Here is a 26,229-nt window from a genome sequence, read left to right on the forward strand (position 1 = left end):
GTTCTCTGATTATCTGATTAAACGTGGCTTCAGCATCACCCTGGCACGTAAGCTGCCGATTGTGCTCGGAATGTTGCTCGCGTCGACCATTATTCTGTGTAACTACACCGATAACACCACTCTGGTGGTTGCGCTGATGGCGCTGGCGTTCTTCGGCAAAGGCTTCGGCGCGCTGGGTTGGCCGGTGATTTCCGATACCGCGCCGAAAGAAATCGTTGGTCTGTGCGGTGGGGTATTTAACGTATTTGGCAACGTAGCCTCTATCGTCACCCCGCTGGTGATTGGTTATCTGGTGAGCGAGCTGCACTCATTTAATGCTGCGCTGATGTTTGTAGGGTGTTCGGCGCTGATGGCAATGGTTTGCTACCTGTTTATTGTCGGTGACATTAAACGTATGGAATTGCAGAAATAAACAAAGGTGTAAGCGATGAATAACACGATTTTTCCGAATAAGTTTAAAGCGGCCCTCGCGGCGCAACAGATTCAGATTGGCTGCTGGTCTGCATTGGCCAGCCCAATCAGTACCGAAGTTTTAGGCCTGGCGGGTTTTGACTGGCTGGTACTGGACGGCGAACACGCGCCAAACGATATCTCGACGTTTATCCCGCAATTGATGGCGCTGAAAGGCAGCGCCAGCGCGCCGGTCGTACGCGTGCCGACCAACGAGCCGGTGATTATCAAGCGCCTGCTGGATATTGGGTTTTACAACTTCCTGATCCCGTTCGTTGAGACACAAGAAGAGGCGGTGAACGCCGTGGCGTCGACCCGCTATCCGCCGGAAGGTATTCGCGGCGTGTCCGTCTCCCATCGCGCCAATATGTTTGGCACCGTACCGGACTACTTTGCGCAATCGAATAAGAACATCACCATCATCGTGCAGATCGAAAGTCAGCAGGGCGTTGATAACGTTGACGCCATCGCGGCGACCGAAGGTGTAGACGGTGTCTTCGTCGGCCCAAGCGATCTGGCTGCGGCGCTAGGCCATCTCGGCAATGCGTCACATCCTGATGTGCAGAAAGCTATCCAGCACATTTTTGCCCGCGCGAAAGCACATGGCAAACCAAGCGGAATTCTGGCGCCGGTAGAGGCGGATGCGCGTCGTTATCTGGAATGGGGCGCGACCTTTGTTGCTGTTGGCAGCGACCTTGGCGTGTTCCGTTCAGCCACGCAGAAACTGGCTGATTCTTTTAAGAAATAACCACCATCGACAGTAGAGAGAGATAAAGACATGACAATGAAAGTTGGTTTTATTGGCCTCGGTATTATGGGTAAACCAATGAGTAAAAACCTCCTCAAGGCAGGTTACTCGTTGGTGGTTGCTGACCGTAACCCGGAATCCATTGCGGAAGTCATTGCCGCTGGTGCAGAAACCGCCGCCACGGCGAAAGATATTGCTGAGCAGTGCGACGTGATCATCACCATGTTGCCGAACTCGCCGCATGTTAAGGAAGTGGCGCTGGGTGACGGCGGTATTATTGAAGGGGCGAAACCGGGCACAGTGCTTATCGACATGAGCTCCATTGCACCGTTGGCCAGCCGTGAAATTAGCGACGCGCTGAAAGCGAAAGGCGTGGATATGCTGGATGCGCCGGTCAGCGGCGGCGAGCCAAAAGCGATTGATGGTACGTTGTCGGTAATGGTCGGCGGCGATAAAGCGATTTTCGACAAGTATTACGATCTGCTGAAAGCGATGGCTGGCTCAGTGGTACATACCGGCGACATTGGCGCGGGTAACGTCACTAAGCTGGCGAACCAGGTGATTGTAGCGCTGAACATTGCGGCGATGTCTGAAGCGCTGACGCTGGCGACCAAGGCGGGTGTGAACCCGGATCTGGTGTATCAGGCGATCCGTGGCGGACTGGCCGGAAGCACCGTGCTGGACGCGAAAGCGCCGATGGTCATGGACCGCAACTTTAAGCCAGGTTTCCGTATTGACCTGCATATCAAAGATTTGGCGAATGCGCTGGACACTTCTCATGGGGTCGGCGCGCAGTTGCCGCTGACTGCTGCAGTCATGGAGATGATGCAGGCGCTTCGCGCAGATGGGCTGGGCACCGCCGACCACAGTGCACTGGCATGCTATTACGAAAAACTGGCGAAAGTGGAAGTCACTCGCTAAACAAGAAGGGCGCGGATGCGCGCCCTGTATTTCTTGCCTTGCGCGGCACTGTCAGGCTACATAACTATGAAAATCGTAATTGCCCCAGACTCTTATAAAGAAAGCCTTTCTGCCACCGAGGTAGCTCAGGCAATAGAAAAAGGATTACAATATGTTTCCGTACCAGTCGCCGATGGTGGTGAGGGAACAGTTGAAGCCATGATTGCCGCCACGCAGGGTTCTGCACATTCCACCTTAGTGACCGGACCACTGGGTGAAAAAGTGCATGCCAGTTGGGGCATATCAGGCGATGGAAAGACCGCGTTTATCGAAATGGCGGCAGCCAGCGGCCTGGCGCTTGTTCCACCCGAAAAACGCAACCCACTGATTACCACGTCGCGTGGCACCGGGGAATTGATTATACAGGCGCTGAACAGTGGGGTGAGCAATATCATTATCGGCATTGGTGGCAGTGCCACTAATGATGGTGGTGTCGGGATGGTTCAGGCACTGGGCGTGAAGCTGTGTGATGCCAGCGGTACTGAGATTGGTTATGGTGGTGGCAGTCTGAATACTCTCAGCACCATTGATGTGTCTGGTATTGATCCTCGTATAAAAAACTGTGCTATCCGTGTCGCGTGCGATGTCACTAATCCCCTGGTTGGTGAACTGGGTGCCTCACGGATCTTCGGTCCACAAAAAGGGGCGAATGAGGCGCTGATCCTCGAGCTGGATCGCAATCTGTCACATTACGCTGACATCATTAAAAAATTTTTGCATGTGGATGTGAAGAACGTTCCTGGAGCAGGCGCGGCAGGTGGTATGGGGGCTGCACTGATGGCATTTCTTGGTGCAGAACTTAAAAGCGGTATTGAGATTGTGACCCAGGCACTTAATCTGGAAGAACATATTCATGACTGTACGCTGGTGGTCACCGGTGAAGGGCGTATCGACAGCCAGAGCATCCATGGCAAAGTACCGGTGGGCGTGGCGAGTGTGGCGAAGAAATATCACAAACCCGTGGTTGGGATTGCCGGAAGCCTTGGTAAAGATGTCAGTATTGTTCATTTGTATGGAATTGATGCAGTATTCAGCGTATTAAATTGTATATGTACTCTGGAAGAAGCTTTTCGTTGTTCCTTCGAAAATATTTACCAGTCATCACGAAACATTGCAGCAGTATTGTCTGTCGGAATGCAGACGGAAACAAAAATGGTTCAATAGTTAGATGGTGACGTGAATATAAATCATAAAGTTAATTTCTTTTTTGACGGGGGGAATATGTGTAGACGGCTTCGAAGAACGAAAATAGTGGTTACATTAGGTCCTGCAACAGATTGCGTTGATAATCTGGAAAGAATTATTACCGCTGGTGCTGATGTTGTGCGAATGAATTTTTCTCATGGTTCTGCTGATGACCATAAAATGCGGGCTGTCCAGGTTCGGGAAATAGCCAGTAGATTAGGTCGCCATGTTGCTATTCTTGGAGATTTACAGGGGCCTAAAATTCGGATTTCGACGTTTAAAGAAGGCAAGGTATTTCTTAATGCCGGGGAAGAATTTTTGCTCGATACGAATCTGGGTAAAGGGGAAGGTGATAAGGGAAAGGTTGGCGTTGATTATAAGGTATTGCCTGACGATGTGTCTCAAGGTGATATTTTATTACTCGATGATGGCCGGGTACAATTAAAAGTTAAGGAAGTTAATGGGACAAGGATTCTGACTGAAGTGACTGTTGGTGGTCCTCTTTCTAATAATAAAGGGATTAATAAGCTCGGTGGTGGTCTGTCAGCCGATGCGCTGACAGAGAAAGACAAGGCCGATATTATTACTGCTGCACAAATCGGTGTAGATTATCTTGCTGTTTCTTTTCCCCGTAGCGGTGAGGACCTGCAATATGCCCGTCGTTTAGCTCGTGATGCGGGCTGTGATGCTAAAATTATAGCCAAGGTGGAAAGGGCAGAAGCAGTCAGCGACTTAAATGCAATGGATGATATCATTAACGCTTCAGATGCGGTGATGGTGGCCCGTGGAGATTTAGGTGTTGAAATAGGCGATCCTAAACTGGTCGGAATTCAGAAAACGTTAATTCGTCGGGCGAGAAAACTGAACCGTGCAGTTATTACTGCCACTCAGATGATGGAGTCGATGATTATCAACCCGATGCCAACCCGTGCTGAGGTTATGGATGTAGCTAATGCTGTCCTCGATGGTACTGATGCAGTTATGCTGTCGGCAGAAACAGCGGCAGGTAAAAATCCGGTGGAGACAGTAGAGGCGATGGCCAGGGTTTGCCTTGGTGCTGAAAAAGTACCTGGCGTTAATGTGTCCGGACATCGTCTGGACATTCAGTTTGACAATGTGGAAGAAGCTATTGCCATGTCAGCAATGTACTCAGCGAATCATCTGAAAGGTGTCGCTGCAATACTGACTATGACTAAATCTGGACGAACAGCACTGATGACTTCCCGTATTAGTTCTGGTCTGCCTATTTTCGCTCTGTCCCGTTATAAACATACGCTGAATCTTATGGCTCTTTACCGTGGGGTGACGCCAGTCTACTTTGACAGCTTGAGTGATGGTGTTGGAGCTGCACAGGAAGCTGTTAATCTGCTGCGTGAAAAAGGATATTTGATATCCGGTGACCAAGTAATTGTCACTCAGGGAGATATGACAGATGTGGCAGGAAGTGCCAATACCGTACGTATTTTAAATGTTGATTAATTGTCCATCATTAATTTTCCATGATTAATTTCTAAATTAAAAATCCGTTAAGATATCCGAGGCTGCTTCATGCAGCCTTCGTAACAGACCAGCACGAGGGTTGAGACATCAAATACTGTCGTTCTTAATCAATCCGGGACATACTTCGTATGCCAGTTACCCGTCAAACCACGTATTACGGTTAGACTGCATGACTTAACAAGAATGAAAATGCTTTTCTCTTATATCGAGTAGGAATAAGTGGGGTTTTAGTATATTAAAAGAAACAATAAAATCGTGTTATATACTGCCTCACTATCGGGAAGTTTTTCATACTCCCCAATATTAATGCTCACTCTCTTCCTGAGAGTACATTATTCTTTTTTGATATCCAGTTTTCACTATCAATGGAAATTAATACAGTGAAAAGTTTATGTGCCGGCGAAGTGAGAATACTGCCGGGAAGTCCCCGGATTTGCCAACACTTTTAGCCAATTTATCTGGGTGTTGGACTCTGAGTGCATCAATATCACATTTTTATGTCAAACATACCATTCGTGTTTAAGTAACATTTCACTCATGCCGATAACTGATAGTGTGCCATCAGATGCTTTTATTAAGATTCAGTAAGGAGTCAGAATGTTATTCAATCAGTGGTTAAGCAATATAAAAATCAGTAGAAAGCTGTCAGCAGGATTTGGGGGGGTGCTGTTTCTGGTTGCTATTGCCACGATACTCAGCGTGCTGCGTTTTAAGGAAATACGTGACGTCTATATAAAAACTAACCTGATGTATAATATCAATATTGAAGTCTTCCAGGCGAAAATTAACCGGTTGAAATATTTCTACGGTGATGAAAAATCCGGCCAGATGATGTCAGATTATGTCAGTCATGCATCGGAGCTGGCAGCCAGCGCAGATGAACTGTTGTGGGCACCGGGGGAGCTGACGGTTATCAATAAAGTAGTGGACAATCTTAAGAGCTTTCAGTCCAGCATCAGTGAAATGCAAAAAGCGACGGCAGATATGCGTACTTTGCGCGATGAGCTGGATAAACTTGTTACAGAAGATCTCACAACTCGTTATACCGCGCTCGTTCGAGCGTCGGTCGCTGAGACAGCCCTGAGCACACAAATTTATGAGCAACTGTTCGCTATTAGTACCGTCCGCGACGCGGCGCGGGTTGTGCGTTATAACCCGACCATTGCGTCTCGCAATGGCTTGGAAAGCCGGTTCAACAGCACACAGAATTCAGTACAGTCACTGATCGAACAACTGCCGGAAGAGATCATAACACCGCTGCAGTCCCTGTGGGATAACACAGTGAAATACCACGATCTGAGCCTTCGTTATTTTACTGCTGCTGGTGCCCTGATCGCAGCAGAAGATAAAGTAAAAACCAGTGGCGATCTCAGCAGCGCGTCACTGAGGGAGATCATTGCGCTGGTGAAAGCACATAACGATGAACTGGCGTTCAGTTCTGGCACCATTGCTGCCGTGATCGGTATTCTTGCCATCCTGATTGGCATAATTGTTTCCTGGTGGGCCATCTGTCAGATTACCCGCCCAATCGCGCGCAACCTTGCACTGGCAGAACGTATTGCCGGCGGCGATCTGAGTTCAAAGATCACTGCTAGCGGTAGAGATGAGTTTGGTCAGCTTACCACAGCTATGGGACGGATGAATGACACGCTGCGTTCAATGATCCATGAAGTTCGTAACAGTGTAAGCCAGGTTTCCCGTGCGGCCACGGAAATTGCAGAAGGTAACTCTGACCTTTCCTCCCGAACCGAACAGCAGGCGGCTGCTGTGGTGGAAACCGCCGCAAGCGTGGAGCAACTGACCGCGACGGTAAAAAATAATGCAGATAACGCTCGCAATGCCAGAAGCCTTGCTGCACAGGCTTCTGAAACCGCTGGTGAAGGTGGTAGTGTTATGCGTGAAGTAGTAAACACTATGAATGATATTCACAACAGCTCCAGCAAAATCGCGGATATAACTGCCGTTATTAACAGTATTGCCTTCCAGACCAATATCCTGGCGTTGAACGCCGCAGTTGAAGCCGCCAGGGCAGGCGAGTCTGGACGTGGTTTCGCTGTGGTGGCAAGCGAAGTGCGTAACCTCTCCCAGCGCAGCTCCCAGGCTGCGAAGGATATTGAGCAGCTTATCAGTGAGTCGGTATCCCGCATAAGCAAGGGTAGTGACCTGGTGGCTAAAGCTGGAGAAACCATGTCGCAGGTAGTCAGTTCGGTCACCCGGGTAAATGATATCATGGGCGAAATATCTTCCGCTTCAGAAGAACAAAGCCGGGGTATAAATCAGATAGCACAAGCTATGGGCGAGCTCGACAGTACCACACAACAGAACGCCTCACTGGTCAGTGAATCCTCAACCGCTGCAGGTGCACTGGAGGAACAGGCTCATGTACTGGAAAATCTTGTGGCTGTCTTCCGTCTGGATGATTATGCAGGCGGCGTTGTGTTACCGGGTATAGAAGATACAACCAGAAAGTCTGCAACACGAATTAGCGAAGAACCGGCTGCCAGAACCGTACCGACTGCTGGTGATAAAAGCTGGAGCAACTTCTGAAGTTAATCTGACCAAACGGAAGCAGTCATTCCGAGTTCATTGCAGGGATCCTATTTGATTCAGCGCAGCATCACCTCCTGCGGTGATACGTTCAATACGGGGTGAGTAAATTAGCTCATTATGGCCAGTTAAGACTTCAGCTTCTGTTGACATAATTTTGTCTGTATAAAAGCAAACGCGTCTGCCGGGAGTGGCAGGCGCATTATGTGACGAGAACATATTGTTTTACCCGCAATTTCCCTTATACCCTGCGGTGTTGCGGTGTTGCGGTGTTGCGGTGTTGCGGTGTTGCGGTGTTGCGGTGTTGCGGTGTTGACTTCGTGTCATAATATCAACGCACCCAAATCTGGGCAGAAAATTGACCTTGCAATCACTACTGGAATCCATGAGTAATTTTGATGAACACCGCCTGAAAAGATTGTCCAGCAAATTATAGTAGAGCTCTGTACAACTTACTCACATAGTAATCATTGGAGATCCGCACCCGGCGGCTTATTTTCTTACAACTGACCGATTGAACCATCATGGATACATGTTAGAACAGGAAAGTGAACGCTGGTAGTAAAAGGTGGCAATGGCAGAACCAGAGCGATCAATATAGTTGATACCATATAACAGCCATTGACTGATATATGGTTAATGGCACTTTCACTGAGTACCGCCTATAGACTGGTACCATAATTTGATAAATTAAAAAAATTGCATTTTCAGTATAAGATGATGTACAAAATAGATTACATAAAACAAGCGAGACATTGTATAGATTTAGAATAATAACAATTGAAATAAATATGCCGCTATACTTTTTGGGTTGCTTATAAATTAAGTAAAATCCTGCCTGATCTCGTTTGAAAATATTACATATCCTAAATATTTAGGTATTGATATCTGTTTATTGCCATTGAATTTTATTTAAGGAAAAAATAGTGAATTCACTCAACAAAAAAACAGCTTGTTTCTTGATTTCTACCTCTTTGCTGCTTAGTGGCTGCGCTAATACTGGAAGTACTCTGTTGTCAGGGACAAAACCGGATCCACGTCTGGCAACCACCGAGCAATCCCAGTTTTTTAGCGCTTCTGGTGCGCAAGGTTGTGGCATTGGTGCGGTATCAGGTGCTGCGCTTGGTGCCGTGGTTGGTGCTCTGGCTGGCGACACCAAGAAAGCAATTGCAGGTGCTGCCATTGGTGGTGCTGCTGGGTGTGCAGCGGGTATGACGGCTAACTACTATCTTGATGGTCTGAAAAAAGATTATGCCTCCACAGCCGATCGCCTGCAGGCAATGGATACGGATATCAGCAAAGATACTGCTGCAGTAGAAAAATCTACCCTTGCTATGAAACAGGTTATCAGTGAAAACCAGGCAACCTTAACTAAAATTAGCATCCAAAAAGATAAGGCCGGCTTTGATAAAGCAGGTGCTAAAACGCAACTAGCACAAATCGATGCCAACATTAGCAAGATGAAAGAGACCGTGAAAGGCATGAAAGACAAAGAGTCTGCCTATAAGGTCGCTTTGCAAGGACAAACCACTACCACATCTGCAGAGAAAACCAAGCTTGCTAATTTGAACAAAGAGTACAGCAACCTGAATAGCAAGATTAGTGACCTGGAAAAAGAAACGAACGAGTTGTACGAACAACGCCAGGCCATCTCTCTGGGTTAACAACATTTGGCCGGTCGGAGTATCGGCCTATTTTAGGGCGACTTTAATGTATAAAGCGCCATGATCTGACTCTATTCATGGACAATTTGATGAGAAAATACATACTTCTCACGTCAATCGTACTTACCGGTTGTGTTACATCTCCGCAGGACTGTGATTTACATGCACAAGATCCGAGTTTTATTACCAAACTAAGCTGCGCCACATCCGGCGGTTATCGTCAGCAAGTTGATCAAAAAGAGCAGCAGGTTCGACTCAGCCAGTATGAAAATGAGTCGGCGAAGCAACAGCAGGCTTATACCCAAAACCGACAGCAGAACGTCAATCAGAAGCTGGCCGATGAACAAGCAAGGTTAAATGCCGTGCGTTCAGACCTGTCACAGACTCTTGCACAGCTGAAGTCCAGCAAAATAAAAAGCAGTGAACGCCAGAAGGAAATTCAACAATTGCAGGACTTGCAACGGCAGTCTCAGCATGCCAGTAGCGCAAGTGAAATTGCTGCAATTGAAAAGAAAGTCGCAGAAGCCAAGCAGAAAATCAAAGTTCTGGAAGAAGCAAATACCCTTCGCTAAGGATGCACTAAAAGTGGCGCTGGTCACCTGGCCACTTTTTCTGCTACTGAAGAAAACGGCTATGGCTTGCTGATATGCAGCTGCATGCATACCACGCATACAACTCACAACAATAATGATTTCGGTTATGCAACGATTAACAACTGCTGCGCCTATTGATGAAGCGACTCTGACAATCTACGAGGAGACGGTTGCGATCATACACCGTCATCTTCCACCGTCTCTGGCACTACTCTACGCCACTGCTCGTCGTGGTTCACAAGGACATCTGGAATGGTGGACTGAACGCCAGGGGCTGGCAAAGCCCTTTTCTGCGCTAAGCGATGCGGAACAATCCGCCGTCCAGAGTAAACGCCAGCAGTACCAGGATATTCTGGCCGGTTTGATTGATCAGCTACTCGCACGCGGCGAAGAACATTCGGCACATGCCTTACAAAGACTTCTAACGCATTCGCGCGATCTTGACTGCTATAGCGTAGGTGGCGAACCAGTGCTCATCAACTGGGCCATTATCAGTGAAGCCCCCCTACTTCCCGTGGTCATTATCCCGTGGTGGCGACGCTTCCTGCCATGGCTATTATTGCTGCTATTGTTGCTGCTGATCGCTTGCGCCTGGTGGTGGTGGCATAAAAACTCCGTAATCCCGCTCCCTCCCCCGGTACATCACGATGTGCCTGCTGCTGCGCCTGCTGTCGCCCCCGCAAGCACGAACTTAACCCAGGCAAACCCCAGCATAAATCTGGAGAAACGCAAAGATTTTGGGCGGATTAAAATCAACCTGACCTGGCAACAGGGAAGCCATAAAGAGCCTATCGACCTCGATATCGCCGCCTTTATTCGTTTTAAAAACGGCAAGATCAGTGGTGCCGAAGCGTTGAGTAAGTTCCTGGGAAACTATGACAAACCGCCATATCTGTTGCTGCAACAGGATCTTCGTGAAGGTAACGATCAAGATGGTGAATGGCTCTTCATTAATGGTAGCTACTGGCAGGATATTGATGAGGTTCTGATTTATAGCTTCATTTACGGCGGCGCTGACAACTGGCAAGGGACCAATGCCACCATCACGATTTACGTGCCCGATCAACCCCCCATTATATCCACGCTGACTGACAGCAATCAGCGTAATAACGTTGCGGCGATAGCCAGACTCAAAAACGTCGATGGCAATATCAACGTTGAACGTCTGGACCGTTTATTCCCTGACCGGAAGTCGCTGGATAAGCATTATGGCTGGGGTTTTGAATGGACGCCTGGTGCGAGTAAAAAATAGCCTGCATCACTGTGGCTTTTGTTAAATCACAGCCTTACAAGGTTTAGACAATGCGAAATTCGATTCAGGGACCACTGCTGCGTACCGGGCATAATTCCTCATTTAAGGCTCTGGGTGAAACGGGCTATCCCGTTTTTAAGATGGCTTTCCAGTTACGTGAAGCAATCTACCGTCTTGATGCAGGGCGCGATTTGGCTCGTCATTTAGCTATCCCACAAAACGATCAGGGTGGTGACAGAACCGATTGGTACAGCAGCTTCCCTGGCGATGTCATCCCCTGGAGCGGTGCGAGTGAAGCGGAGCGGGAATCAGCACGCCAGCAATTTAATGCGTTTCAAATGTCAGTGCAGGCGTTAAGTGAACAGTTACTCAATGCTGAGCAAAACGGGACCGGGGGTGATCGCCGCGTCTTCGCGCAGTTGCTGAAGTCAGTCACACATTTTCCGGATTACGAATTTGTGTATCTCGTAAACGGGATCCTGGTGATTACCTTTTGGGGATTTGTCCATCCGGAAGGCGAACAACGTAATCCTATGCATTGGCTGAGTCCGGCATCACTACCAGCAACCCCTCTCGCGGTCTCAACCCCTCTGGCTCCAGTAGACGCCGCCGTAACCCCGGCTGTTACACCTGTTGTAGATACCGTAGTGCGCAGACGCTGGAGTTGGCGTTGGTTACTCTGGTTGCTACTTGCGTTGCTGCTGCTGGCATTATTATTAGGTCTACTACGCGGATGCGTGCCATCACTCTCCATTCCGGGACTCCCTGTCATCGCCACGGATAAAACGGCGATCGATACAGCTCCTGCCATCGAACATCCAGCCGTAGGCGTTCCCGATGTAACAACGAAGGTTTCCCGCACAGGTTCAGAAACCGTCGTGGGTTCAGCTGTCGTCCCTGGCATATCTGAGGGTACTGCAGTCAATGCGCAGCAAGCACTCGAACCAACATCGCCAGCCGTTCCGGCAGAGAATGCAACCACGCAGGTCGGTGGCGACACAATTCCCCCAGCCGTTCCTGCAAGTGATGCCAACGCTGATGCGTCGACTATTCCGGCACCTCCTGCTGTACCTGGCGCCGCAGACGCTCAAACGCCACCCGCAGTTCAACCAGTCACCACGCCGCCAGTCATCCCGGCACAGGGCACTCCGTTGACGCTTCCTCCGACCCTTCCCGATGGCCCAGCGCAGTTTCTTAACGGCGAATGGCGCGTGAATGGTGGTATTCAGGACAAGCTCACCGGGCGACCGTTGCAACTGCAATATAACTTTGCCCAGGGTAATGGCACCGTCAGCATACGCCAGTCCAGTGGTGTTACCTGCCGTGGCCCTGCCAGCGGCAATGTGCAGCAAGGGGCGCTGAGTATCACTAATCCTGAGCAGATGAAATGTAGCGACGGTTCAAACTTTATTGTGCCGACAATCGAGTGCAAATCACCCGCTGCTGGCCACGCCGATTGTATTGGCAGCAATGATGGGGAAAAAACATTCCCTATTCGCATGCTTCAACCTAATTCCTGAACAGGGACGAGATAACTATGTTGCCTGAGATTGTATCTTTCGATCGTCAAATTACCCTTGTGGGTGACTCTGGGATCCAGTTTATGGATTTCGGATTATCCCTTGGCCGCCTGCCTGCTGGCGAGTTTGTCAAATTAGCAAACGGTGTACTCACCCGTTTAATTTACAACGAGCAGCGTGATTACTATTTCTATCAGCCGACCCCCGATAACATCGAGAAGGCAAAAAGCCAGTACGATATCCCTGTTGAACAGAGCCTGAAGTTGTTCGACGGCATCTGGTTACCGCTTCCTTTGTTTCGCTTTAGCCCACCGAATGTGTACCAGGAGGGACCGCTAAACTGGGCTCGTTTTCGTTTAGTCAAACTGCCAGAACCCGATTTAGATGGTCATAGCCATCGCATGACGCTGGCGATCGACACCCGTATTATGGCTAAACAGCAGGCTGCCGCTGACCTCAGCCCGAACCAGGAAGATGTGAATGCTGGGGCAACCTTCGCCGTCGCGACTGCAACCTATGCCCTAAATTGGTACCTGACGCAGGACTGGATAACCGACTGGCTCAAAGAAGTATTCAAAGAAGCGAGCAAAGGCCGGGATATCGACGAGCGTGAGCAGGAACTTGCACAGCAATACCCGCTGGCACATTACCTGAACCTTCTGTCATTGATGGCGATTCCAGTCGAAGGTCTGCAAACCCAGACTGAACCCGTCATTGAACTGCCGCAGTTCAGGGTGATTGCCAATCGGGAAACCAATGCAATTAAACCCATCGCCGTCGACCTGATACTCGACGTGGGCAACTCGCGCACCTGCGGCATTCTTATTGAAGATCACGGGCAATCAGGTTCAGGCATGAGGCACAACTATGCGCTGAAACTACGTGATCTCAGTGCCCCCGAACATATCTATACCGATCCTTTTGAAAGCCGGGTCGAATTTTCGCAAGCCTTCTTCGGCAAAGATCATTGCTCTGTACGCAGCGGTCGCCACGACGCGTTCCAGTGGCCGACTATCGCACGTATTGGTGGTGAAGCCAGCCGTCTGGCGGCTCGTCGTAAAGGCAGCGAAGGTTCAACAGGCCTATCCAGCCCTAAACGCTATCTGTGGGATGAGAAGTTTTATGGTCAGGGTTGGCGTTTTAATGGCAGCTATGTGCAGGACAGTAATCCATTGGCAACGGCGGCACCGTTTGCCAACCTGATCGATGAAAGAGGCGAAGCCCTGCACACCATTGAAGATGAGATGGATCGCATCCCCGTCTTTACGCCACGCTACTCACGCAGTTCGCTGATGACCTTTATGCTGGCTGAAGTTCTGACCCAGGCCATTAGCCAGATTAACAGCCCGGAGCAGCGTATTCGCCAGGGACACGCTGGGATCCCGCGTCAGTTACGCCATATTATTCTGACGGTTCCGCCAGGTATGCCCATGGCTGAACGCTGTGTGCTGGATGAACGCATGCGTCAGGCTGTCGGCCTGGTGTGGAAGTCGTTACGCTGGCACAACGGCGAGAACGATCCGTATGAGGACGTACAAGAAGAGCATACGGAAGCCAACATCAAGATCCCATTACCTGAAATCAGGGTGGAGTGGGACGAAGCCTCCTGTGCACAGTTGGTTTACCTGTACACCGAGATTAATCAGAACTTTGCCGGTCATCCGGAAGAGTTTTTCGACGCAATTGGCCGACCAGACCGTACCGATCGTGAAAGTATCACTATCGCGTCAATTGACATTGGCGGCGGGACCACCGATCTGGTGATTACCGATTACCGCCTCGATCATAACGGACACACTGGTGGTGGTACTAACGTACATATCATCCCCCGCCAGCGCTTTCGCGACAGTTTTAAGATCGCAGGTGATGACATTTTGCTGGATGTTATTCAGTCATACGTTCTCCCCGCTTTTGAGCAAGCCCTGCGTGAAGCCGGTGTGATGTCCACTGAAACATTGATGTCCCAGTTGTGCGGATCGCAGAATATTAGTGCAGCCGAAGCCGTGCTGCGCCAACAACTGAGCCTGCAGCTGTTCGTCCCGCTCGCATTACATATCCTGGGAACATACGAACATTACGATCCGCTTGATGAACAAACGCATACCCTGATTAACCAACGTGTTGGCGATTTGCTACCAGTCGGTTGTATTCGTGATGAAGTCGAAGGATTCGTGCGCCGGGAAGTTCAGAAAGCGGGAGGTCCGACCGACTTTAAGCTCACGGATATCATGCTTAATCTGCCACTCGCCAAACTCCATGGCGATCTCTGTGCAGGTAAGTTCAGCATAGATAAAGTCCTGACCGCACTCTGTGAAGTGCTGTCTTATTATCATTGCGATCTGCTGCTACTCACCGGCCGACCGTCTCAGTTACCTGGGATTCAGGCGATTATTCGTCGCAACCTTCCGTTACCGCCAGGGCGTATTCTGCCGTTACATGGCTATCAGACGGGTACCTGGTACCCGTTCCATAAAAACGGTCATATCGACGATCCGAAAAGTACGGCTTCAGTGGGTGCCATGCTCACGCAGTTGTGTGCAAACCACAGCATCCCTAACTTCCATTTCCGCACCTCAGAGCTGAAACCGTATTCAACGATTCGCCATATCGGCACCATTGATATGGATAACCTGATTCGCGATGCCGACATCGTTTATCAACATATCGAGTCTGAAAACGGGCAGATCAAGCTTCCGGCCATCATCGATGAAAATGGCGATAAAACCACACAAAGCATCGTTATGCGTGGCGACCTGCGCTTAGGCTATCGCCAGTTGGATGCAGAACGCTGGACCGCAGCACCGCTGTATACCCTCCGTTTTAGCGAAGAAGGACGTAAAAAATTCTCTTCGGCTCAGTCCACGGATAATGGCTCCCCGTATCTCAAAGTCAGACTGACGATCGATAAGGGTAAACGAGCTCGTCAGCTTGGACTGATTAGCGATCGCCTGACGATCGCCGATGTCAGCAGCAACACCGATAAGTCATTTAGTAAACGTGATTTGGATCTGGAACTCAATACGATGCCCGACAGAGGGCTCATTGATAGCCGTCATTGGCTCGATAGCGGGAGTGTTAAAAAATAATGAATAGCGAACAAAAATCTCTCACTCAGGGTTGGGCTGCTATCGCTCAGGGATGCCTGGACGCACTCGGATGGGTCGACAACGTACGCCCCGGTTCACGTCGTTTAGACAACGAAGCAGACAAACTCAACTTGAGTTTGCTGCGTACGAGGAATCTGGCCAATAGCCTGACTCAGGTTGCCAAAACACCGATGACCGTCGGTTTTTTCGGTATTTCTCAGGCAGGGAAATCGTACCTCATTTCAGCGCTCGCTGCTGGTAGCAATGGGTCGCTGGAAGCACTCTACGGCGAAAGGCGTGTTGACTTTATCAAAGAGGTAAACCCTGTCGGCGGAGGTAAAGAAGCGACGGGGTTGGTCACTCGCTTTACCCGTCAGGCGCCTGCCGCGCCGGCTGGATACCCAGTGCCGTTGCGACTGTTCAGTGAAATCGATTTGGCTAAGATTCTGGCCAACGCCTGGTTTAACGACTTCAACCATGAGCAATTGAGCTATCAGCTTGACCAAAGCCGGGTTGAAGAGCACCTGCGCCCATTCCTGCAGCGTGCTGTGCAGGTTCAGGAATATAACGGCGTCAGCCAGGAAGATGTCGTCGCCTTGTGGGATTACCTTAACGCCTCCTTTAAAAAGTCAGTTGAGAAACTTGAACACGCCTGGTGGCCGCAGGTGTTGAAAATTGCCCCGACGTTGAGCCCAAATGATCGTGCAGAGCTCTTTTCCCTGTTGTGGGGAGAACAGCCAGCTCTCACCGAAACCTACCGTTCATTAGCCAATGTACTGGCGAAACTGAATCATACCCGGATGGTATTTGCCCCGCTGGAAACGCTGACTGACCATAGCAGTGGCAGCATCATGAACGTAGATAGCCTGAACAGGTTGGGCTCCAACCAGGATCGCAACGTTGAGATCCGTTATTGGAAAGAAGAACAACAAATTGGTAGCGCCAACTTAACGCAGGCGGAGCTGGCAGCCTTAACCACAGAGCTGATTTTCCCTCTGGCAGAAGTTGAAACCAACAGCGTTGTAGAACAGGTTGATCTGCTCGACTTCCCTGGCTATCGCGGTCGTCTCAAGATCACCGCACTTGAACAGGCTGGCCGGGATGGACTTAACGCGATTTCGCAGCTCCTGCTTCGCGGAAAAGTTGCTTACCTGTTCGAACGCTATACCGATAACCAGGAAATGAATGCGCTTGTCGTATGTGCAAGCTCAGCCAAACAGAGCGACGTTGCTGATGTGGGCCCGGTATTAAACCGCTGGGTAGAGAAAACCCAGGGTAAGAGTGCCGAAGAGCGCGGGGGCCGCAACCCGGGTTTGTTCTGGGCAATCACCATGTGTGATATGCGTATCGTCAACAGCCTGCAACATACCGAAAGCCAGTTAAAAGAAGGCTGGGAAGGTATGATGCACATGACTTTACTGGAGCGTTTCTCGAACTATGAATGGCTTTCACAATGGGCACCCAACCAGCCTTTCAACAACTGTTTCCTGGTACGCAAACCCGGGCTTGATAACCCTTTCCTGAGGCTTGAAGGTGATGCCGGGCAGGAGAGACTCCAGGAAGTGGGTATCAGCGATCGTTACCGCGATGTACTCGATACCATGGGCAGCACCTTCGTCTGCGGAAAACATGTGAATGAGCACGTTGCAGAACCGAAAGCAGCCTGGCAGGCAATGCTCGAACTCAACGACGGAGGAATGTCGCGCCTGACGAAAGCACTGCGCGGCGTCGCCCATCTCGACTTCAAACTAAAACGTTTACAGCAACAACTGCTGCAATGTCGCATGGAAACCGGCGATCAACGTCTTGGCCGGTGGTACGAAAAAGACGGTGATGGGCAGATTGTGAAAAAACAAGCAATTGCCAAAGAGTTATGGCAGGGCCTGTCTGCATGTTCCCACAGTATGGGGGAACTTATCAAACGCCTGGTTCTGCCGACTCAGGAGCTCAACAACATTTATTTGAGTATTCGCGACCTCGAGCAGGCACCGCAAACCGAAGGCGAAAGCCCGACCATCAATGCTTTCGCAACCAGTCCGTTTGGTGGTAATCCGTTCGCTGATAACCCCTTTGCCAGCGATCCCTTTGCGACTACACCTGTTGAAACCACCGTTGTTGATGCGCCAGCAACTGCCGCAGCGGAACGCGTAGGCCAGGATGATGATTTCGCGCATCAGGCCTTTAAAGCCTGGGTAGCCCACCTACGGGAGTTGCCGCAGCAACCGTTGCAGTGGCGTCAACTGGGCATGAGCAGTGAGCTGATTAATCAACTCAGCGAAGAGCTAATCACCGCCGCCACACGTTTGGATTTGGAAGGGACATTGAAACATGCCCTGGCGGGTCAAGAGCAGGCTGAAACCACTCGCGTACACATGCGAGCACGTCAGGTTTTACGCGCTCAACTGACCATACGTGATTTTATTGCCTGGTTTGGTTATCTCACCCTGCCAGCAGACAAGGTCCCCAACAGCTATGTTGGCGAGAAAAACAAAGTGTTTCTGCGTCAGAAGCAGCTCGCTAACGATGAGTTGCCACAACTCGCCGCCGTCGCACCACAGCCCGGCGTTTCCTATCTGGGTGACTGGCTTTCTGCTTTGATGAGCGTTGTCCTGGACAATGCGGGTCATAGCGCCACACGGGATATTTCCTTCGAACAGAATCGTCAACTTGGTCAGATTATCAGCCAATTGAAACAAGAGAACATGCCATGCTAGCTAAAATCATCGCCTGCCAGCCGGCAGAGCCAGGTACTGCACAATTGATGGTCCGCCTGCGTGGTGAAACCGCAATATTGACTAATCTGACCTTTACTCTGTGCAATAACGAGCAGAACTACCTGCAACCCGATGGCAGTTGGAGCCCGGCGCAACACTGGTTTACCATGAACGGTGGTTATGCGTTAAATAATGGTAGCGGTTTTCGTATTGGCCCAACATTGCTTGACCCATTGCTGGCGACGGCAAGCCAGGTACAAATTCAGATCAAGCTGGATTCTGGAGAAACACGCAATACCACGTTACAGCTGGTGCGCGACGAACTGCTCTCTTCTGAAGCAAGAGGTGAAACAGGTAACTATAGCGGCAGCAGCATGCTGGCTACTCCAGAAGTTCCTTCTGAGCCCGTCATTGCGACAGAAACCGTTGTTGCCCCTGAACCTGTAGAGTCGGTAATTCATACTGAAGCGAGAACTCCGGCGAAATCGGGGTCCTCCCGCCTTCCTGTTATAGGCGCGGCAATACTGGCATTAGTCGTGATTGCTGGTGCGCTGTGGTGGTTTTTAGGCCGGGATAAATCACCGGAAGCCCCTCCTGTTGAACAAACACAGCAAGAAACACCGGCGTCTGCACCCGCCGCCGCACCAGAGCCTGTCGCTCATAGCACCTGTTCTGCACAGGGTTTGAACAGCCAGAACGAGCTTGATTTCGTCCAGAGCTGCGTTCAGGAAAAACTCGACAGTGACAAACTGCTGACCATTATCCAGGCCGCAAAAGAGGCTAAAAAATGTGGTGTTGCACAGCGTCTGTATGCTAACCGTGCCCAGGGTGGCGATACCAAAATCGCGCTCGTGTACGCAGGTGAATACGACCCGAAATACCACCAGCCAAGTGAATGTTTCAAAGCACCGGATAAAGATACTGCAGCATATTGGTACGAAACAGTTCTGCAAACGGAGCCTGACAACCAAACAGCCAAACAGCGTCTTGAGGAGCTAGGAAAATGACCTGGAATCCGATGAGTCGTCTGGCTCTGCCATTATGTGGTCTGTTGCTTAGCGGGCATGTATTTGCCGCTGATGGCGACAAACCTCTGCTCCAGGAAGGTAAGAAAACGTTATATCAACGTGTTCTCACTACCCCGGGCTGCAAACTTGGGACTGCCGCAGGTGATGATAAAGGTCAGCTACAGCCGGCCTTCAGCAGCCTGTATGTTTATCAAAAAGAAGATGCAAACGGCCAGAGCTGGCTTAAGGTCGGGCCGGATAGCTTTGGTAAAACTATAGGCTGGTTACCAAAGTCATGTACTGTCGACTGGAAAATGCAACTCACATTGGCATTTACCAACCCGGCAAACCGTGACCGTTTGCTGTTCTTTAAAGAGAGAAAAAGCCTTGATGATATTCTCTCTGCCCCCGATCCCGTATCGCTGGTTGCCCCACTTCGCGCCAGGTTAAAACGGGATGGCCACGCCGAAGGTATTCAGGCTGAAGAGCCCGAATATTTTGTCGATCTGCAAAAGCAGTTTTATCTGCTGCCAATCCTGAGCGGCGAAGAGGTCATGACCGAAGATGGCTTCTATACTCGCCTGCTTAACGTAGCCTCCGTCAGTAAAGCTGAAACGGTTAAAAAACAAGAAGATAACGTAAATCAATTGAAAGGGTTTAACGCCTCAGTGGTCTTCGTTATTGACTCAACCATTTCAATGGGGCCTTACATTGAGCGCACCAAAGAAGCGGTTAATAAGATCTATGGCAAGATCAAACAAGAGCATCTGGATGGGCAGGTTAAGTTTGGGTTGATCTCATTTCGCTCAAATACCAAAGCCGTTCCGGGCCTTGAGTACCGCACAAAGATTTACGCAGATCCTAACCATGTGAAAGATGGTACGGATTTCCTGAAGAAAGTCGCTGATTTAAAAGAAGCGAAAGTCTCCAGTTCTCTGTATGACGAGGATGCGTATTCCGGCGTGCTATCAGCTATTGATGACATTGACTGGAGCCCGTTTGGCGCTCGTTACATGGTCCTGATTACCGATGCAGGTGCTATTGACGGTAGCAACAAGCTGTCAGGTACCGGTCTGGATGCCAGCCAGCTTCGCCTTGAGGCGGGTAACCGCGGTATTGCTATCTATACGCTGCACCTAAAAACATCAGGCGGCAAAGATAACCATGCCAAAGCCGAAAGCCAGTACCGCGATCTCTCCAATTTTGACAGTACTCAGTCCAACCTTTACCAGGCCGTAAATGCCGGTGATATCAAGATGTTTGGCCAGCAGGTAGATGCACTAGCTTCCGCCATTACTGAGCAGGTTAAATCCGCTTACATGGGTGATGCTGCGATTGGTAGTGCGCTTTACGCGAAAGATGATGGACAGAAACTGACACCGGAGCAAAAGCTGCTTCAGGATACTGCATTAATTGGACATGCCATGCAGCTGGCCTATCTGGGTAAGCGTAACAGCACACAAGCCCCGTTAGTCTTTCAGGCATGGATTAGCGACCGCGACCTGATTAAGCAAAACATTCCTACCACCGACGTTCGTGTTCTCTTGACCAAAGGTCAGCTAAGCGACTTAAGCGATGCTGTCAGCCAGATCCTTAAAGCAGCAAATGAGGGGATGATCTCACCGACCAAAATGTTTGAGCAACTGCGTACTGTTGCGGCAACCATGGGTGCTGATCCTAACCAACTGAAACAACAGGACAATGCCCGCATTGGCGATCTGGGGGTGCTGGGAGAATATCTGGCCGATCTTCCCTATAAGAGCGATGTACTGAACCTCGACGAAGAGACCTGGAAAAGCTGGGATGGATTGTCACAGGAGAAATTTATCCGCACGCTGTCATCCAAGCTGCGTCATTACCAAAAATATAACGCCGATGTTGATCGCTGGGTTGAGCTGGCAAAAGGAAGTGATCCGCGCGATCGCGTTTATCCCATCCCGCTGGAAATGATGCCCTGATGCTGCGGATAGAAGAGTTGTGCGTTGTTCGTGGTCAGGGCAGTCATGCTCACCGGGTTTACCTGCCGCAGCTCACGCTGCGGTCAGGCCAGGTGGTCGCAGTCACAGGTGAAAGTGGATGTGGTAAAAGCACGCTACTGGAAGCCATCGGCTTATTACTGCAGCCCAGTAAAATCGGGTGCTTCGAGCTGGACGAAGGTGCACAGCAATTTGATATCGCAACGCTGATAAAGGATGAACAACATAATGAACTGGCGGGTATTCGCGCCCGTCAGCTTGGCTTTGTGTTACAAAATGGAGGGTTGCTTCCCTATCTGAGCGTCAAAGATAACATCCTTCTGCCGTGCCAGTTGCTGGGGTTACGCCCCGACCACGCGCTGCAGGACAGAGTAATCGATGCTCTCAAACTTGCGCCATTATTGACCAAATATCCAACGCAGTTGTCGTTTGGTGAACGACAGAGAACCGCTTTCGCACGTGCGATATTGCACCGTCCAAAGCTGGTGCTGGCGGATGAACCAACAGCTGCACTTGATCCCTACAACGCAAAGAAATTGTTTAGCCTGTTTATTGAACTGGTCCGCCTGGAAGGCATGATGGCGCTGATTGTTTGTCATGACTGGCCACTGGTACAACATTTCAATTTACCCTGTTTAACTGCCCAGCCTGAACCGTTAGTGGCATCGTTGAAGCACGAACAGGGAGGAACCTATTTTGTCCTTTAACCGAGCCAGACTGCTGGGCCGCCTGGCTATGCAAGACCTGTGGCACGATCGCATCATTTCTTTTTGCATCGTCTCTTCTCTCGTTGCTGTCATCGCACCTTTATTACTTCTTTTCGGTTTGCGTTTTGGGATTGTGAACCAGCTACAAGAAGATCTGGCCAGTGACCCTCGCAACCTGGAAATCCGTATGCTGAGTAGCGGCAGCTACACCCAAAAGTGGATCGAAGAGTTACGGCAGCGACCCGATGTGGGCTTCGCCATCGGGCAAACGCGTTCGCTAAATACCCTTGCTGACCTGCAAACAGACAGCACACATTTCATTGAGAACGCAGAAGTTATTCCAACAGACTCAGGGGACCCTCTACTCAAGTCCCTTGAACTCCATCAGGAAAACGAGGTTGTCATTACCCAGGAAGCCGCACGTAAATTAGCGGTCAGTGTCGGTGATTCTCTCTCTTTGCGAGTAGGCAGAATGCTTGATGAACGCCGGGAATGGGGACGAAAAAGCGTTACCGTCGTGGGGATTTTGCCTGCGACCTATTTTAATCGTTCCGCAATCTTTACCCAACCTTCGTTATTGCTTGCGCTTGAACATTTCCGCGATGGCTATGCGGTAACCGGGTTGGGGATGGTCAGCGGTGCGCAGCTTGACGGTAAACCACCGCTCTACGCACGCGCCAGATTATACGCCCGAGATATTGATCAGGTTGCCAGCCTTGAGCGCGATCTCCGGGAACAGCGCATCGAAACCACCAGCCGTCTGGCTGATATAGAAAATGTGAAAAGCATCAATCGGGTTTTGGGCATTATTTTTAATACCATTGCCGCCACTGCACTGGTTGGCTGTATTGCCTCACTTATTGGCTCATTTATCGCGAATGTTGACCGCAAACGTAAACATATTGCTGTCCTCCGCCTGCTCGGTTTTACCCGTCCAGCAGTGGGTGCCTATGTGATTTTTCAAGGCTGTCTACTTAGTCTAGTGGCTTATATCGGCGGCTTTGCGATCTATCTTTTAGCCAGTCAGGTCTTTAACCAGGCGTTAGCGGGCAGCCAGGCAACGGGTCAGATGATTTGTAAGATCACCCCGTTGCACGGTTTAGTCGCTCTGATACTCACCATCATCGTGGCGACACTGGTTGCCGGCATTGGTGCCTGGCGCGCCATTAATATTGAACCTGCGCAGAGCCTGCGCGAAGCATAACCCTTATTCCTACTTGCCCAAGGCATTTATCATTTGCGGAGAACGTCCATGACCCTTACCCCTTCCACATTATCACGCTGGCTGGCGCTGGCGCTGCTGGTGAAGATGTCACCCGTGCTGGCCGAACAGTGGGCAGAGAAAATCTATAACCCCAAGCCGGATAGCGAAGATATTATTTTGCCCATGCCCTGTGAAGGCTCCATGGTTTTCCGTCAGGTAGAGATCCCGGTCTCAGGTCCTTTGGATGATATGCCGATCACCTTAGGAGAAGATGGCGGAGAATGGGGTTTTGTTGAACATAGTTATCCAACCTTCATCGCCGGTAGCTTTACCGAAAGCAACAAAAGCAAAGGTCGTTACTATTTGATGGCCAAATATGAACTGACAGCATTGCAATACCAGGCATTAACCAGCGGTACCTGTCCCACGCCATCACGTAAGTTAAGCATCGCAGAAACCAATATCAGTTGGTTCGATGCGGTAAATTTTGCCGATAAATATAACCAGTGGTTACGCACGAATGCTCTCGACAAATTACCGAAAGAGGATGGTAACCCTGGATTTTTACGTCTGCCCACTGAAGTAGAATGGGAATTTGCAGCACGTGGTGGCCTCAAGGTAAACAGTGCGGAATTCCGTGATTCCCACTATCCGATGGATGACATGAAAAATTACGAGTGGTATTCCGGTTCGCAGTCCTCTAACGGCAAAGTACAGCTCATTGGGCTGTTGAACCCTAACCCCCTCGGCCTACACGATATGCTGGGTAACGTCTCTGAGATGATGTTCACCCCGTTCTATCTCAATAAAATCAACAGGCTTCACGGCCAGGCTGGTGGTTTTGTGGTTCGCGGAGGCAGCGTCATCTCGAATGAATCAGAGATCCGTAGCGCGACCCGTAAAGAAATTAACTACTACGATGAAGCCCATCCTTTCACCAGCAAAACCACCGGATTGCGTCTGGTTCTGGTCTCTCCGACCATTACATCAACAGACCGAGTGAAACAACTGGAGAAAAATTGGGCTACTCTCGGTACAGATAAACCGGGCATAGATAAGAGCAAAGACGTCCCCACAGACACCGCAAAAGCGCTGGGAAGCCTGGCATCAGGCGTTGAAGACACAGAGCTGAAAAAGAAACTGAAGGATATGGAAAATCAGCTCCGCGCCAGTAATCAGCAACAGCAGGAAGAACGGGCACAATCGATCCGCGCCAGCCTTAACCTCGGCTCCTTCCTTTGCACAAAATTGCAGGATGATGGCCGCTTTCTTGACTTCCTCAATCACAACTATGAATTACTGTGTAAGGATAAAGATGACAGTGATAAAAATTGTGCGATCCGAAAAACAAAACTTGGTGAGCAAACAGATCGCCTGCAACAACTGACGAGTTACTACGCCAGTAGTCTGGTTGATTCAGCTACGCTTTATGGTCAGGAAGGTCTGAAACATGAAGTGACAGTTTTCGATCAAATGCTCACCCTGAACAAACGTCTTGCAGGTCTTAAGCCATTTCTCGCCGCGCACTGGCAGAATCAGCAAAAATATCTGGCAAACGGCAAAATTGATACCGCCGGGTGGCTGGATACTTGTAAGCAAATTAAAAGCGGAAATTAATCTCACACAACGATTAAACACACATGTTTATTAAGGAGTGAAGAACGTGAAGTTTAGCTTAAAAATTGTGGCAATAGTCTTAGGCTGTATTGCCACCGCCCAGACATCTTTTGCCGGGACCTATAGTTCAGAGGATCAGGAACAATTAACACTTGAGTGTCTGCTAACCAATAATAAATTTGCCAGCGCTTTTATTGCCCTGGATACTGCCGGATATGCTCTGGGAACATCATCTTCTCCTATTGCGGAGCTGAATCTTGTCACTAATCAGTCGGGAGTCACAGCGTATTACAGTGCAGAAACGATCGCCGGAGGATCTTTATACTGGATTCGTATCGCAAAAGGGGGCTATGAATATATTGTTTACGACAAAGAGCAACGCGGTGATATGTCTGGCGTCGTCGTCACAAAAAATGGAAAAAAAGTATTCCACAAAGATTGTAAAGAACCAATCAAGGTAGATATAAAAAGTTATAGTAGTATATTTAGCCGGGTGGCACAGGAAGATGCTGAAGGCGATCGTATTATCGACTTAATTAATAACTAATATACGCGCGCCAGGTTACCGGGTGATAGTGGTTGATGGCCTGGTTATGTCAAACGTGACACCTTGGTGATCACCAATAACCATCCGTTCAGCACGTGGTGCCGTTGGGTATCTGGATCTATTCCGTTCAGTGTGTAAGTCCCGATCAGGCTGTACAGCAGAGCACTGTGCTCACCTCCATGATTAGAACCGAAGAACAGGAAGATACTATGACCTTTATATAATCATTTTAACATCTGTGCATTATTGAAGGTCATCATGTTACAGAATTCCCCTTCGATTTATGTTGGCCTAGATGTACAAAAAGAATCGTTGGCTATCGAGCTAGCCAGCCCTGAGCGTGATAGAGAAGTCAGCTTTTATGGTAACATTCCCAATCAACAGCAAAGTATTAATCACTTATTTTTAAAGATAAAAAATACTCATTCATTATAACTTTTTGGATTGGCACTTATGTTCCTATACACATTTTATTACTTAATACATTGCTGGCCCGAAGCAGCAGGTATTCCCACGGTGAACGATATCCCAGAGTACTGTGCGGATACCATTCGTTATAGTGTTTGAAGGCCTCCACAAAGCTCTTTACCGCTGTTAACCTGTGGGGGTTCGGCATGATATTGATGTAACGAAAACAATCTGTAATGGCTGTTAAACACATGTAAGAACAAACGTCAGGTGATGAAATGGATACATTATATGCTGCAGCCTATTACCGACCGTCTGTGTTGAACTATCTGATAATAATTATTACATAAGCATTATTGAAATTTATTACTCAGCGGGATGCGGTAATGACTCCAACTTACTGATAGTGTTTTATGTTCAGATAATGCCCGATGACTTTGTCATGCAGCTCCACCGATTTTGAGAACGACAGTGACTTCCGTCCCAGCCTTGCCAGATGTTGTCTCAGATTCAGGTTATGTCGCTCAATGCGCTGAGTGTAACG

The 26,229-nt window shown here is 49.5% G+C and carries 19 protein-coding genes and 2 pseudogenes; 18 read left to right on the plus strand and 3 right to left on the minus strand.

Going from position 1 to position 26,229, the window contains the following annotated elements; all coding sequences use genetic code 11:
- The 6 genes from FDX04_RS14480 to FDX04_RS14505 all read left to right on the plus strand — a co-directional run.
- Positions 1 to 412, plus strand: a 412-nt coding sequence (locus FDX04_RS14480) for an MFS transporter (protein WP_137371124.1), incomplete at its 5' end; no start/stop codon positions are given.
- A 15-nt stretch (positions 413 to 427) separates the two neighbouring features.
- The gene (garL, locus tag FDX04_RS14485; protein ID WP_003840018.1) at positions 428 to 1,198 is read left to right on the plus strand and encodes a 2-dehydro-3-deoxyglucarate aldolase; all 771 of its coding nucleotides are present in this window, start codon (positions 428 to 430) and stop codon (positions 1,196 to 1,198) included.
- Positions 1,199 to 1,228: 30 nt separating this feature from the next.
- The gene (gene garR / locus FDX04_RS14490; protein ID WP_044701295.1) at positions 1,229 to 2,119 is read left to right on the plus strand and encodes a 2-hydroxy-3-oxopropionate reductase; all 891 of its coding nucleotides are present in this window, start codon (positions 1,229 to 1,231) and stop codon (positions 2,117 to 2,119) included.
- 66 nt (positions 2,120 to 2,185) lie between these two features.
- Positions 2,186 to 3,322, plus strand: coding sequence for a glycerate 2-kinase (gene garK / locus FDX04_RS14495; protein ID WP_137371125.1), 1,137 nt, complete (start codon positions 2,186 to 2,188; stop codon positions 3,320 to 3,322).
- Positions 3,323 to 3,379: 57 nt separating this feature from the next.
- Entirely contained in the window at positions 3,380 to 4,822 is a 1,443-nt protein-coding gene (gene pyk, locus FDX04_RS14500) for a pyruvate kinase (protein WP_137371138.1), read from the plus strand.
- 618 nt (positions 4,823 to 5,440) lie between these two features.
- Positions 5,441 to 7,390 (plus strand): methyl-accepting chemotaxis protein, encoded by a 1,950-nt coding sequence (locus tag FDX04_RS14505; protein ID WP_137371126.1) that lies wholly within the window; start codon positions 5,441 to 5,443, stop codon positions 7,388 to 7,390.
- A gap of 42 nt (positions 7,391 to 7,432) precedes the next feature.
- Here the strand turns inward: FDX04_RS14505 and FDX04_RS24495 are convergent.
- Positions 7,433 to 7,543, minus strand: a pseudogene (locus FDX04_RS24495) (restriction endonuclease subunit M); the annotation flags it as partial.
- A 773-nt stretch (positions 7,544 to 8,316) separates the two neighbouring features.
- Between FDX04_RS24495 and FDX04_RS14510 the strand changes: the two are divergent.
- The 12 genes from FDX04_RS14510 to FDX04_RS14565 all read left to right on the plus strand — a co-directional run bounded on the left by FDX04_RS14510 (position 8,317) and on the right by FDX04_RS14565 (position 25,277).
- A complete protein-coding gene (locus FDX04_RS14510; protein WP_137371127.1) occupies positions 8,317 to 9,054 on the plus strand; it encodes a hypothetical protein in 738 nt (245 codons plus the stop codon).
- Positions 9,055 to 9,143: 89 nt separating this feature from the next.
- A complete protein-coding gene (locus FDX04_RS14515) occupies positions 9,144 to 9,626 on the plus strand; it encodes a hypothetical protein (RefSeq protein WP_137371128.1) in 483 nt (160 codons plus the stop codon).
- 127 nt (positions 9,627 to 9,753) lie between these two features.
- Positions 9,754 to 10,899 (plus strand): tellurite resistance domain protein, encoded by a 1,146-nt coding sequence (locus FDX04_RS14520; RefSeq protein WP_137371129.1) that lies wholly within the window; start codon positions 9,754 to 9,756, stop codon positions 10,897 to 10,899.
- A 50-nt stretch (positions 10,900 to 10,949) separates the two neighbouring features.
- Positions 10,950 to 12,419, plus strand: coding sequence for an SrfA family protein (locus FDX04_RS14525; protein ID WP_137371130.1), 1,470 nt, complete (start codon positions 10,950 to 10,952; stop codon positions 12,417 to 12,419).
- 17 nt (positions 12,420 to 12,436) lie between these two features.
- Positions 12,437 to 15,505 (plus strand): virulence factor SrfB, encoded by a 3,069-nt coding sequence (locus tag FDX04_RS14530; protein WP_137371131.1) that lies wholly within the window; start codon positions 12,437 to 12,439, stop codon positions 15,503 to 15,505.
- Complete coding sequence (locus tag FDX04_RS14535) at positions 15,505 to 18,219, plus strand: virulence factor SrfC family protein (RefSeq protein WP_137371132.1); 2,715 nt, start codon at positions 15,505 to 15,507, stop codon at positions 18,217 to 18,219. Before FDX04_RS14530 ends, FDX04_RS14535 begins: the two co-directional genes overlap by 1 nt.
- Positions 18,213 to 19,226 carry a hypothetical protein gene (locus FDX04_RS14540; protein WP_170975166.1) on the plus strand — a complete coding sequence of 338 codons (1,014 nt, stop codon included), beginning with the start codon at positions 18,213 to 18,215 and terminating at the stop codon, positions 19,224 to 19,226. The genes FDX04_RS14535 and FDX04_RS14540 overlap by 7 nt, the downstream gene beginning before the upstream one ends.
- On the plus strand, positions 19,223 to 21,184 hold the full coding sequence (locus FDX04_RS14545; RefSeq protein ID WP_137371133.1) for a vWA domain-containing protein: 1,962 nt from the start codon (positions 19,223 to 19,225) through the stop codon (positions 21,182 to 21,184). The genes FDX04_RS14540 and FDX04_RS14545 overlap by 4 nt, the downstream gene beginning before the upstream one ends.
- Entirely contained in the window at positions 21,184 to 21,909 is a 726-nt protein-coding gene (locus FDX04_RS14550) for an ABC transporter ATP-binding protein (protein ID WP_137371134.1), read from the plus strand. Before FDX04_RS14545 ends, FDX04_RS14550 begins: the two co-directional genes overlap by 1 nt.
- On the plus strand, positions 21,899 to 23,113 hold the full coding sequence (locus tag FDX04_RS14555) for an ABC transporter permease (protein WP_137371135.1): 1,215 nt from the start codon (positions 21,899 to 21,901) through the stop codon (positions 23,111 to 23,113). The genes FDX04_RS14550 and FDX04_RS14555 overlap by 11 nt, the downstream gene beginning before the upstream one ends.
- A gap of 48 nt (positions 23,114 to 23,161) precedes the next feature.
- The gene (locus FDX04_RS14560; RefSeq protein WP_137371136.1) at positions 23,162 to 24,730 is read left to right on the plus strand and encodes an SUMF1/EgtB/PvdO family nonheme iron enzyme; all 1,569 of its coding nucleotides are present in this window, start codon (positions 23,162 to 23,164) and stop codon (positions 24,728 to 24,730) included.
- A 46-nt stretch (positions 24,731 to 24,776) separates the two neighbouring features.
- Entirely contained in the window at positions 24,777 to 25,277 is a 501-nt protein-coding gene (locus FDX04_RS14565) for a hypothetical protein (RefSeq protein ID WP_137371137.1), read from the plus strand.
- A gap of 86 nt (positions 25,278 to 25,363) precedes the next feature.
- Here FDX04_RS14565 and FDX04_RS24500 read toward each other — a convergent pair.
- Together FDX04_RS24500 and FDX04_RS14570 are read right to left on the minus strand one after the other, a co-directional pair.
- Positions 25,364 to 25,492, minus strand: a pseudogene (locus FDX04_RS24500) (hypothetical protein); the annotation flags it as partial.
- 590 nt (positions 25,493 to 26,082) lie between these two features.
- The coding region (locus FDX04_RS14570) for an IS1 family transposase (protein ID WP_001437028.1) at positions 26,083 to 26,229 on the minus strand (147 nt) is incomplete at its 5' end.

It is taken from the genome of Citrobacter sp. wls615 (assembly GCF_005281355.1).
Classification (GTDB): Bacteria; Pseudomonadota; Gammaproteobacteria; order Enterobacterales; family Enterobacteriaceae; genus Citrobacter; species Citrobacter werkmanii.

Bases quoted from the DNA above. Each gene is read 5' to 3' on its own strand.
- garL (WP_003840018.1), top strand. From the start codon at position 428: ATGAATAACACGATTTTTCCGAATAAGTTTAAAGCGGCCCTCGCGGCG.
- garR (WP_044701295.1), top strand. From the start codon at position 1,229: ATGACAATGAAAGTTGGTTTTATTGGCCTCGGTATTATGGGTAAACCA.
- garK (WP_137371125.1), top strand. From the start codon at position 2,186: ATGAAAATCGTAATTGCCCCAGACTCTTATAAAGAAAGCCTTTCTGCC.
- pyk (WP_137371138.1), top strand. From the start codon at position 3,380: ATGTGTAGACGGCTTCGAAGAACGAAAATAGTGGTTACATTAGGTCCT.
- FDX04_RS14505 (WP_137371126.1), top strand. From the start codon at position 5,441: ATGTTATTCAATCAGTGGTTAAGCAATATAAAAATCAGTAGAAAGCTG.
- FDX04_RS14515 (WP_137371128.1), top strand. From the start codon at position 9,144: ATGAGAAAATACATACTTCTCACGTCAATCGTACTTACCGGTTGTGTT.
- FDX04_RS14520 (WP_137371129.1), top strand. From the start codon at position 9,754: ATGCAACGATTAACAACTGCTGCGCCTATTGATGAAGCGACTCTGACA.
- FDX04_RS14525 (WP_137371130.1), top strand. From the start codon at position 10,950: ATGCGAAATTCGATTCAGGGACCACTGCTGCGTACCGGGCATAATTCC.
- FDX04_RS14530 (WP_137371131.1), top strand. From the start codon at position 12,437: ATGTTGCCTGAGATTGTATCTTTCGATCGTCAAATTACCCTTGTGGGT.
- FDX04_RS14535 (WP_137371132.1), top strand. From the start codon at position 15,505: ATGAATAGCGAACAAAAATCTCTCACTCAGGGTTGGGCTGCTATCGCT.
- FDX04_RS14540 (WP_170975166.1), top strand. From the start codon at position 18,213: ATGCTAGCTAAAATCATCGCCTGCCAGCCGGCAGAGCCAGGTACTGCA.
- FDX04_RS14545 (WP_137371133.1), top strand. From the start codon at position 19,223: ATGACCTGGAATCCGATGAGTCGTCTGGCTCTGCCATTATGTGGTCTG.
- FDX04_RS14550 (WP_137371134.1), top strand. From the start codon at position 21,184: ATGCTGCGGATAGAAGAGTTGTGCGTTGTTCGTGGTCAGGGCAGTCAT.
- FDX04_RS14560 (WP_137371136.1), top strand. From the start codon at position 23,162: ATGACCCTTACCCCTTCCACATTATCACGCTGGCTGGCGCTGGCGCTG.